The 9150-nt window shown below is 74.6% G+C and carries 9 protein-coding genes; 5 read left to right on the top strand and 4 right to left on the bottom strand.

All coding sequences use genetic code 11. From position 1 onward, the window contains the following. Positions 1 to 387: 387 nt before the first annotated feature. Positions 388 to 804 carry a DUF5318 family protein gene (locus tag E4P43_RS19410; protein ID WP_135147154.1) on the bottom strand — a complete coding sequence of 139 codons (417 nt, stop codon included), beginning with the start codon at positions 802 to 804 and terminating at the stop codon, positions 388 to 390. 157 nt (positions 805 to 961) lie between these two features. On the opposite strand from E4P43_RS19410, the gene E4P43_RS19405 reads away from it, so the two are divergent. From E4P43_RS19405 to E4P43_RS19395, 3 genes are all read left to right on the top strand, one after another. After that, positions 962 to 1591 (top strand): PadR family transcriptional regulator, encoded by a 630-nt coding sequence (locus E4P43_RS19405; RefSeq protein ID WP_135147153.1) that lies wholly within the window; start codon positions 962 to 964, stop codon positions 1589 to 1591. 93 nt (positions 1592 to 1684) lie between these two features. Beyond that, positions 1685 to 2764 (top strand): inositol-3-phosphate synthase, encoded by a 1080-nt coding sequence (locus E4P43_RS19400; protein WP_135147152.1) that lies wholly within the window; start codon positions 1685 to 1687, stop codon positions 2762 to 2764. A 104-nt stretch (positions 2765 to 2868) separates the two neighbouring features. Continuing rightward, positions 2869 to 3630, top strand: coding sequence for a hypothetical protein (locus E4P43_RS19395; protein WP_135147151.1), 762 nt, complete (start codon positions 2869 to 2871; stop codon positions 3628 to 3630). A 126-nt stretch (positions 3631 to 3756) separates the two neighbouring features. Here E4P43_RS19395 and E4P43_RS19390 read toward each other — a convergent pair whose 3' ends face one another. Continuing rightward, the gene (locus E4P43_RS19390) at positions 3757 to 4410 is read right to left on the bottom strand and encodes a YqgE/AlgH family protein (protein WP_245159274.1); all 654 of its coding nucleotides are present in this window, start codon (positions 4408 to 4410) and stop codon (positions 3757 to 3759) included. Positions 4411 to 4485: 75 nt separating this feature from the next. On the opposite strand from E4P43_RS19390, the gene E4P43_RS19385 reads away from it, so the two are divergent. Then, on the top strand, positions 4486 to 5757 hold the full coding sequence (locus tag E4P43_RS19385) for an MFS transporter (protein WP_135147149.1): 1272 nt from the start codon (positions 4486 to 4488) through the stop codon (positions 5755 to 5757). Positions 5758 to 5787: 30 nt separating this feature from the next. Here E4P43_RS19385 and E4P43_RS19380 read toward each other — a convergent pair whose 3' ends face one another. Then, on the bottom strand, positions 5788 to 6762 hold the full coding sequence (locus E4P43_RS19380) for a matrixin family metalloprotease (RefSeq protein WP_167759258.1): 975 nt from the start codon (positions 6760 to 6762) through the stop codon (positions 5788 to 5790). A gap of 57 nt (positions 6763 to 6819) precedes the next feature. Then, positions 6820 to 8307, bottom strand: coding sequence for a CCA tRNA nucleotidyltransferase (locus tag E4P43_RS19375; RefSeq protein ID WP_245159273.1), 1488 nt, complete (start codon positions 8305 to 8307; stop codon positions 6820 to 6822). A 300-nt stretch (positions 8308 to 8607) separates the two neighbouring features. Here E4P43_RS19375 and E4P43_RS19370 point away from each other — a divergent pair, with 300 nt between their 5' ends. Then, positions 8608 to 9084, top strand: coding sequence for an NUDIX hydrolase (locus E4P43_RS19370; protein WP_135147147.1), 477 nt, complete (start codon positions 8608 to 8610; stop codon positions 9082 to 9084). Positions 9085 to 9150: the final 66 nt, after the last annotated feature.

Genomic DNA, 9150 nt, shown 5'->3' with positions numbered 1-9150 from the left:
TAGGCCTCGCCGCGGCGCACAAGCAGGAGCGTATCGCCTTGTGCGCTCACACGGGCATCAAAGGCCTTTTCTGGCTTTTCCACTTCTTTCTCCAGTCGCTATCAAACTTCAACGATGCACGGGCGGGCGGCCACGGCCACCGGCCGGCGGGCGGCCGGCGCCTCCGCCACCGGTGCTGCGGGTGCGGACGGTGGGCGGCCGGCGGACCGAACCGGACCGCGGCGCGACGGGCGAGGTCTCGTCGTGGCTGGGCACGAGCACACCCCTTCCTGGACTGTCATGGGCGCCGGGCACCTGCCCGGACGCGGTGGAGCGTCTTCAGCTGTGGGGCGGGACGGGCCCGCCAGGCCGCCGGCCCCGTCCCGCGGGACCTGGCCGGCCGGCCGGTTACTTCTCCGTCGCCGCCCGGCGGCGCCCGCGCCGGGGCTGGCGCCCCGGCTCCGGCTCGGCGCCGAGGACGTAGGAGCAGTCGAGGTGGTTCCAGCCGCAGCTGCGGCACACCTCGACCCGGTACACGGAGAACTCGTCCTGGGTGCGGTCCATGCGGGCGAGCTCGACCTCCGTCTTGGCCTGGCCGGCCACCGGACCGAGGTGGTCGCCGTACACGTAGCTCACCAGCGTCAGGCGGTCCTTCCGGCAGACCGGGCACGCGACGTCGGTGGGCTGCCCGTGGTACTTGGCGGCCCGGGAGAGGTAGGGACTGGCGTCGCAGACCTCGAACAGACCGGTGCGCCCCGCGTGCACGTCGGCGAGGACGGCTCGCCGCTGCAGCGAGTAGTCCACGACGGATCGACGTCCGGGCACGGCCGCCAATGTACGCACGGCGCGTCGCGGATGGGGTCTCCCCTGCGGCGACACCCGTCGCGCTGAGCACACCAGTCCCGACCGTCCCGGGTCGTGCGGCCATGCGGGGCCGATGTATCGTGCCGATACATCGATCTGGAGACGACGGGAGGGCGACGTGCTCGAGTTCGCCATCCTCGGCCTGCTGCACCAGTCGCCGATGCACGGCTACGAGCTGCGCAAGCAGCTCGCGGCGGTCCTCGGCGGGCTGCGCAGCATCTCCTACGGCTCGCTGTACCCCGCGCTGCGGCGGATGCAGGCGGCCGGGCTGATCTCCACCGATGAGCCCACGCCGCGTGCCCTGCTGCCGGCCGACGCACCACGCCTGACCGGGCGGCGCGGGAAGGTGGTCTACACGATCACCGCGGAAGGCAAGGAGCGCTTCCACGAGCTGGTCGGGCAGACCGGCCCGGAGGCCTACGACGACGGCGGTCTCTTCGGGGTCCGCCTGGCGTTCTTCCGCCACACGGCCCGCGACGTGCGGCTGCGGATCCTCGAGGGCCGCCGCCGCACCGTCGAGCGGCAGCGGGAGGGTCTGCGGGCCTCGCTGGCCCGTACCCGTGAACGGCTCGACCGCTACACCCTCGAGCTGCAGCGCCACGGCCTGGACTCGGTGGACCGCGAGGTCCGCTGGCTGTCCGAGCTGATCGACAGCGAGCGCCGGCAGGCGTCGGAGCCGTCGTCGGAACGCCGGGGGGACGACGGCGGCTCGCCCGAGCCGTCGCAGGACCCGCCGGGCACCACCTGAACGAGGCGGCAGGGCCCTGCCCCGCCGTCAGTCATCACCGGACCGCTCGCGGTTCACGTACACCGGACCAACGGTCCAGGGATAAGGAGAGTCATGGGATCGGTCAAGGTCGCCATCGTCGGCGTCGGTAACTGCGCCGCCTCGCTCGTGCAGGGCGTCCACTACTACCGCGACGCCGACGAGACGGGCTCGGTGCCCGGGCTCATGCACGTCCGGTTCGGCGAGTACCACGTCTCCGACATCGAGTTCGTCGCCGCGTTCGACGTCGACGCGAAGAAGGTCGGCCGCGACCTGTCCGAGGCCATCGTGGCCAGCGAGAACAACACCATCTCGATCTGCGACGTCCCGCCGCTCGGCGTGACCGTGCAGCGCGGCACCACCCTCGACGGCCTGGGCCGGTACTACCGGGAGACCATCGAGGAGTCCGACGAGCAGCCGGTCGACGTCGTGGCCGCCCTGCGGGACTCCGGCGCCGACGTGCTCGTCTGCTACCTCCCCGTGGGCTCGCAGCAGGCGGCGGAGTTCTACGCGCAGGCCGCGATCGACGCCGGCGTCGCCTTCGTCAACGCGCTGCCGGTCTTCATCGCCGGCACCAAGGAGTGGGCGGACAAGTTCACCGCCGCCGGTGTGCCGATCGTCGGTGACGACATCAAGAGCCAGGTCGGCGCCACCATCACCCACCGCGTGCTCGCCAAGCTCTTCGAGGACCGCGGCGTGCAGCTGGACCGCACCATGCAGCTCAACGTGGGCGGCAACATGGACTTCAAGAACATGCTCGAGCGCGAGCGCCTGGAGTCCAAGAAGATCTCCAAGACCCAGGCCGTCACCAGCCAGGTCGACCGGGACATGGGCAAGGACAACGTCCACATCGGCCCCTCGGACCACGTGCCGTGGCTCTCGGACCGCAAGTGGGCCTACGTCCGGCTCGAGGGCCGCGCGTTCGGCGACGTCCCGCTGAACCTGGAGTACAAGCTCGAGGTCTGGGACTCCCCGAACTCGGCCGGCATCATCATCGACGCCGTCCGCGCCGCGAAGATCGCCAAGGACCGCGGCATCGGTGGCCCGATCCTGTCGGCGTCCTCGTACTTCATGAAGTCGCCGCCGGTGCAGTACAGCGACAGCGAGGCCCGCGACGCCGTCGAGGCGTTCATCAAGGGCGACGTGGAGCGCTGACCGCAGCGCCCGGGTGACCGACAGGGCCCGCATCTCCTCCGGGGATGCGGGCCCTGTCGCGTTTCCTGCCCGGGATGGGGGGCGACGCTCCCTAGGCTCCCGGCATGCCCGCCCGCCGTCCGCTCGCCCTGCGCGCGGGCACGGCCGCGCTCGTGGTGCTCGCCCTCGCCGGCTGCTCCACGGACGAGCGCTCCCCGGGTGAGCCGATCACCGCCGACGAGGCGGAGGTGCTGGCCGAGCTGCTGCACCGCAACCACGAGGAGGGCGGCGCGGACTTCGTCGTCACCGTCCCCTTCGGCGACGACGCGCTGCTCACGCTCACCGGCGAGGTGGACTTCCGCCGCGGCGCCGGCCGGGCCCAGGCCGTCACCGTCGCCGACGACGAGGAGCGCGACACCCGCACGCTGTTCTTCGACCGCGACGAGCTGTGGGCCGGCGACGTCCCGGGGCTGCCGGAGGCGCTGGCCGCCGACGGGGCGCGCGAGGCCGTCTACCTGCGCCGCTCGCTGCCGGTCGACCCCGAGGACCCGGAGCTGCTCGACGTCCTCGTGGAGATGCTGCTCAACCTGGCGCAGCCGGAGGCCGACGACCCGGAGCTCTTCCTCGACGGCCCCTACCGCTGGCACGCCGAGCAGCCGATCGACGGCCGGCCGACGACGGTCTACCGCCTCCGGGAGGGGCGCACGGTCGCGGTCGACGCGGGCGACCAGACGCTGGTGCAGTACCGCGCCACGCTGCCCGACAGCGGCCTGGACGTGACGTTGACGCTGGCTGAGCACGGGACGCGGCGGGTGGCGCTGCCTAGCGACGACGAGGCGGCGGCCGCGGCGGACCACCCGGCGGTGGCGGCGGCGTTCGGCATCTGAGCGGGCCCGCAGAGGGGCCTGGAGACAGTGGGAGAGGGCGGCCTCTTCCCCAGACCGCCCTCTCCCGACGTCCTTCCTACCAGACCGCGGGCGATCGCGCTGCCCCTCGGCGCGACGCGCCGCGAATCAGTTCGCGGCGGGGTCGGCCGGGGCGGTGGAGAGCACCGCGAGGCGGCCGGACTGGCGGCCCATCACCTGGCGCCAGAGCTGCGGGCCGGACAGCTCGCTGAGCACGTCCCCCGGCCGGCTGGGCACGCACGCCCACGCCCCCTCGGCGATCTCGCCGGCCAGCTGGCCGGGGGACCAGCCGGCGTAGCCGGCGAACACGCGCAGCCCGCTGAGCCGGTCGGCCAGCACCTCGGGGTCGGCGTCGAGGTCGACCAGGTGGACGTCGCCGGCCACCGGGCGCAGCCCCGCCTCGACGTCCGCCTCGTCGGCGGTGGCCAGGCACAGCGCGGTGTCGGTCTCGCACGGGCCGCCCACGTGGAAGACCCCCGGGTCCACGGCCAGGTCGCACCAGCCGGGCAGGACGTCGCGGATCTCCACCTGGCTCGGCCGGCCGAGGACGACGCCCAGGGTGCCGGTGTCGGAGTGGTCGAGGACGAAGACGACGGTCCCGGCGAACGTGGGGTCCTGCAGCGACGGCATGGCGACGAGCAGGCTGCCCGCGCTCACGTCGTCGAGGCAGCCGATCGACAGCGCGGGGACCGCGCGCGCACGCCGGCGGCCGGTCGCGGGCCGGGTGGGCGGACCGGACTCTGGATCGGGCGACGCGGGCACCGGAGACATCCTCCCCAGTGTGCCCCACCGAGCGGCCCCGGGTACGGGTCGCGGGCGCGGCCATAGGCTGGCCGCGTGGCGGGGGCCGGGACGACGACGCGCGGCCTGCTCGCCCGTCCCGACTTCCGCCGGCTGCTCGGCACGCGGCTGTCCAGCCAGTTCGGTGACGGCGTCCTGCAGGCGGCGCTCGCCGGCACGGTGCTGTTCAACCCGCAGCGGGCCGCCGACCCGGTCGACGTCGCCGCCGGGTTCGCCGTCCTCCTGCTGCCCTACTCCCTCGTCGGACCGTTCGCCGGGGTGCTGCTCGACCGCTGGAGCCGCCAGCAGGTGCTGCTGAGGGCCAACCTGGTGCGCGCGGTCCTGGTGGTGGCGGTGGCCGCGACGGTCCTCGCCGGTGTCCAGGGGCTGCCCTTCTACGCCGTCGGGCTGCTGGTCTTCGCCGTCAACCGGTTCGTCCTCGCCGCCCTCTCGGCCGGGCTGCCGCACACCACCGACGAGGGGTCGCTGGTGCCGGCCAACGCGCTGTCGACGACGTCGGGCGCCGTCGCCACGGTGGCCGGCGGAGGCGTGGCCCTGGTGCTGCTCCCGCTGACCGGCTCCGGGGATGCCGGCTACGCCGCCCTGGCGCTGTCCGCGGCGCTGCCCTACCTGGCTGCCGCCGCCGTGGTGTCCGGCTTCGCCCGGGCCCACCTGGGGCCCGACGACCGGACGCGCAGCACCGGCCCGACGGCCGCGCAGGTGCTCGCCGGCATGGTCTCCGGGGCGCGGCACGCGTGGCGGGACCGTCCGGTGCGGGCGGCGCTCACGGCGATCACGCTGCACCGGTGCTGGTTCGGGGTGCTCACGCTGATGGCGCTGCTGCTCTACCGGAACACCTACACCGAGGGGACGGGCCTGTTCGCCGGCGGCCTCACCGGCCTGGGCCAGATGGTGGCCGCCGGTGCCGTCGGCACGCTGAGCGCGGCGGCGGTGACCCCGCCGGTCGTGGCGCGGGTCGGCACGCGGCGGTGGACCGCCCTCCTGCTGGTCACCGGCGGGGTGTCCCAGCTCGGCCTCGGCCTCCTCCTGCAGCCCCCGGCGGCGGTGGCCGCCGGCTTCCTGCTCGGGTTCGTGGGCCAGGGCGTGAAGATCTGCGTGGACGCCACGCTCCAGGAGCGGGTGGACGACGGCCACCGCGGCCGGGCGTTCTCCGTCTACGACACCCTGGTCAACGTCGGCTACGTCCTCGCCCTGGTCGGGACGGCCTTCGCGCTGCCGGGGTCGGGCGTCTCGACGCCGCTGCTGGTCCTCGTCGGCGCGGGGTACCTGGTCACCGCCGCGCTGCACGCCGGCATGACCCGCCGCTGACCGCGGAGCAGCGTCCCAGCTCCGCGGACGTCAGAGCTCGGGGACGCAGGGCCCCGCGCCGAGCACGGCCAGCCCGGTGAGGTCGCCCGCGGCGAAGTCGGTCACCGACCGCCGCGCCTCGGGGTACATCAGCTCGTCGTCGTCGTCCACGTGCGCCAGCCCGACCAGGTGGCCGAGCTCGTGCAGCACGATCCCCCGGACGACGGCCGCGCCGTTGCGGCCCTCGAGGATCTCCGCCAGCTGCGGGGCGTCCAGGCTGACCGTGCCCGTCACGAACACCTTCGGACCGTCGCCGAGGGAGACCGCGGAACTGCCCGCCTGGCCCACGACGTCTCCGGCCAGGGCAGGGTTCTCCGCCTCGGTCTGCCAGCCGATCAGGACCGGCACCCAGGCGTCCCCGTAGCGGTCGGGCTGGAAGACCGCCCGGTCGTCGGCGAGCGGCTCGTCGGTGTAGCCGTCGAAGGTGAACTGCAGGCCGGTGACCTGCGAGATGCGGATGAGGGCCTCGCGGACGAGGTCCTCGCCGCCGGCGGGCGCCCCGTCCGGGCGCAGCACGTAGTGGATGGTGCGGCAGGGGTCGTAGGTCACCGGGGTGACGCCGTCGTCCTGCAGCGTGGTGAAGCCGTGCGCGCCGCCGACCGGCGGGGGGAGCGGGGGGCGACCGAGGGGGACCACCCTGCCGCTGGGCGTCGGACGGTCCGACGGCCGGGCGGGGGGAGAGGTCGCCGGGGCCTCGGGCGTGGCGACGGCGGAGGACCGCGGGGCCTCCCGGCCCCACGGCAGCTCGGCGGGGTCGACGAAGGTGACGGCGCCGGCCACGGCGGCCGCCACCAGCAAGCTGCCCCAGAGACCCCACCGCCGACGGCGACGGGGCGGCGCGGCACCGCGCCACGGCTCCGGGCCGGTGGTCAGCCCGGCCGCCTCGTCCACCACCCACTGGGGGACGCGGCCGGACGGGGATGCGGGCAGGCGGGGCTCGTCGTCGCTCGGGTCCCGCGGGTGCACGACAGAATTGTCGGCACCGGCGCCCGGTTTCTGCAGCCGGCCGCCGAGGCGCCGCGCTCAGCCCGCGCGCTCGGCCCACCAGGCGCGCAGGGCGGCCTCGGCGTCGGCGGGGTCCAGCGGCCCGCGCTCCAGGCGCAGGTCCTTGAGGAACCGCCAGGCGGCGCCGACCTCCGGGCCGGGGCCCAGCCCGAGGATCTCCATGATCGCGTTGCCGTCGAGGTCGGGACGGACGCGGGCGAGGTCCTCCTGCTCCGCGAGCTCGGCGATCCGCTGCTCCAGGGAGTCGTAGGTCGCCGAGAGGGCGGCCGCGCGGCGCTTGTTGCGCGTCGTCGAGTCCGAGCGGACGAGCTTGTGCAGGCGGGGGAGCAGGTCACCGGCGTCGGTGACGTACCGGCGCACCGCCGAGTCGGTCCACTCCCCCTTCCCGTAGCCGTGGAACCGCAGGTGCAGGAAGGTCAGCCGGGCGACCGACTCCACGACCTCCTTGGGGTAGCGCAGCGCCGTGAGCCGCTTGCGGACCAGCTTCGCGCCGACCACCTCGTGGTGGTGGAAGGAGACCCGGCCCCGCGGCTCGTGCCGGCGGGTGGCCGGCTTGCCGATGTCGTGGAGCAGCGCCGCCAGCCGGAGCACGAGGTCCGGCGACGGCGCCTCGGCGTCGGCCTTCTCCAGCTCGATCGCCTGGTCGAGCACGGTGAGGGAGTGGGTGTAGACGTCCTTGTGCTGGTGGTGCTCGTCGATCTCCATCCGCAGCGCGGAGAGCTCGGGCAGCACGACGTCGGCCAGGCCGGTGGCGACGAACAGCTCCAGCGCGGCGCGCGGCGAGTCCTGCAGCAGCGTCTTCGACAGCTCTGCCTGCACCCGCTCCGGGGTGATGCGGGAGAGCTCGCCGGCCAGGGCGGTCATGGCCTCGACCACCTCGTCGACCGGCGTGAGCCCGAGCTGGGCGACGAACCGGACGGCGCGCAGCATCCGCAGCGGGTCGTCCTTGAAGGACTCGACCGCCGTGCCGGGGGTGCGCAGGCGCCGGGCGAGGAGGTCGCCCAGACCGCCGAAGGGGTCGGTCACCGTGCGGTCGGGCCCCAGGCTGACCGCCATCGCGTTCACCGTGAAGTCGCGGCGCACCAGGTCGTCGAGGAGCGAGTCGCCCCACGCCACCTCGGGGTTGCGGGACTCGCGGTCGTAGCGGTCGGCGCGGAACGTGGTGATCTCCACGCGGACGCCGTCGATGTCGGCGCCCACCGTGCCGAAGGCGATGCCGGTGTTCCACGTGGAACGAGCCCACCCGCGGAGCAGGCCGAGCACCTGCTCCGGGCGCGCGTCGGTGGTGATGTCGAGGTCCCCGGGCACCCGGTCCGAGCCGGCGCCGGCCGCGAGCAGGGCGTCGCGCACGGAGCCGCCGACCAGGTGCGCCTCGTGGCCGGCCGCGGCGAAGCGCTCGCCCAGCTGGGTGAGCACGGGCGAGAGGTCGACGAGGCGCCGGACGGTCTCCTGGACGGCCGCCGGCACGGGCTCGGGCGCCAGACGACGCGGCAGCTGCTCGGACACGACGAGCCAGAGTAGTGCGCCGCACGTGCGCCCCCTGCCACCGCTGCGGCACCGCCTGCCCGGCAGCTCGCAGCGGCCTCCTCGCTCGTTCCTCGCTGCGATGCTCCCTGAGCTGTCCCCGGCTCGGTCCAGGGTCCGGCTCCGCGCTCAGGTCCGCTCCTCGCTCGTTCCTCGCTGCGATGCTCCCTGAGCTGTCCCCGGCTCGGTCCACGGTCCGGCTCCGCGCTCAGGTCCGCTCCTCGCTCGTTCCTCGCTGCGATGCTCCCTGAGCTGTCCCCGGACTCGCGCTACCCTCCTGACATGGCGGGGATGGGCGGGCGAGCGCGCCCGGGCCGCCGGCTTCGCAGGGTCGACGAGACCTCAGCCGGGGGCCTGGTGGTCGCCGACGACGGCGTGACCGGGCCCCGTGCCGCCCTGATCGGCCGCACCGACCGCCGCGGCCGCCTGCTCTGGTCCCTGCCCAAGGGCCACATCGAGGCCGGCGAGACGCCGGAGGACACCGCCGTCCGCGAGGTCGCCGAGGAGACCGGGATCATCGGCGAGGTCGTGGCGCCGCTCGGCATCATCGACTTCTGGTTCGTCGCCGAAGGCCGGCGCGTGCACAAGACGGTGCACCACTTCCTCCTGCGCGCGATCGGCGGCGCGCTGTCCGACGCCGACGTCGAGGTCACCGAGGTGGCCTGGGTCCCCCTGGAGGAGCTGAGCACCCGGCTGGCCTACGCCGACGAGCGGGCGCTCGTGGAGCGCGCGCCCGGACTCCTGGCCGACAGCGCGTGACGCGGCCGGCTGCCGCCCGCGCCGGCGGCCGCCCCGCCGCCGAGGCCGCCGCACGGCCGGGAGATC

Origin of the sequence: Blastococcus sp. TF02A-35 (assembly GCF_004571075.1) — a bacterium.
Taxonomy (GTDB): domain Bacteria; phylum Actinomycetota; class Actinomycetes; order Mycobacteriales; family Geodermatophilaceae; genus Blastococcus.
Note: the sequence above shows the minus strand (reverse complement) of the source record. Positions and strands in the feature narration are given on the sequence as shown.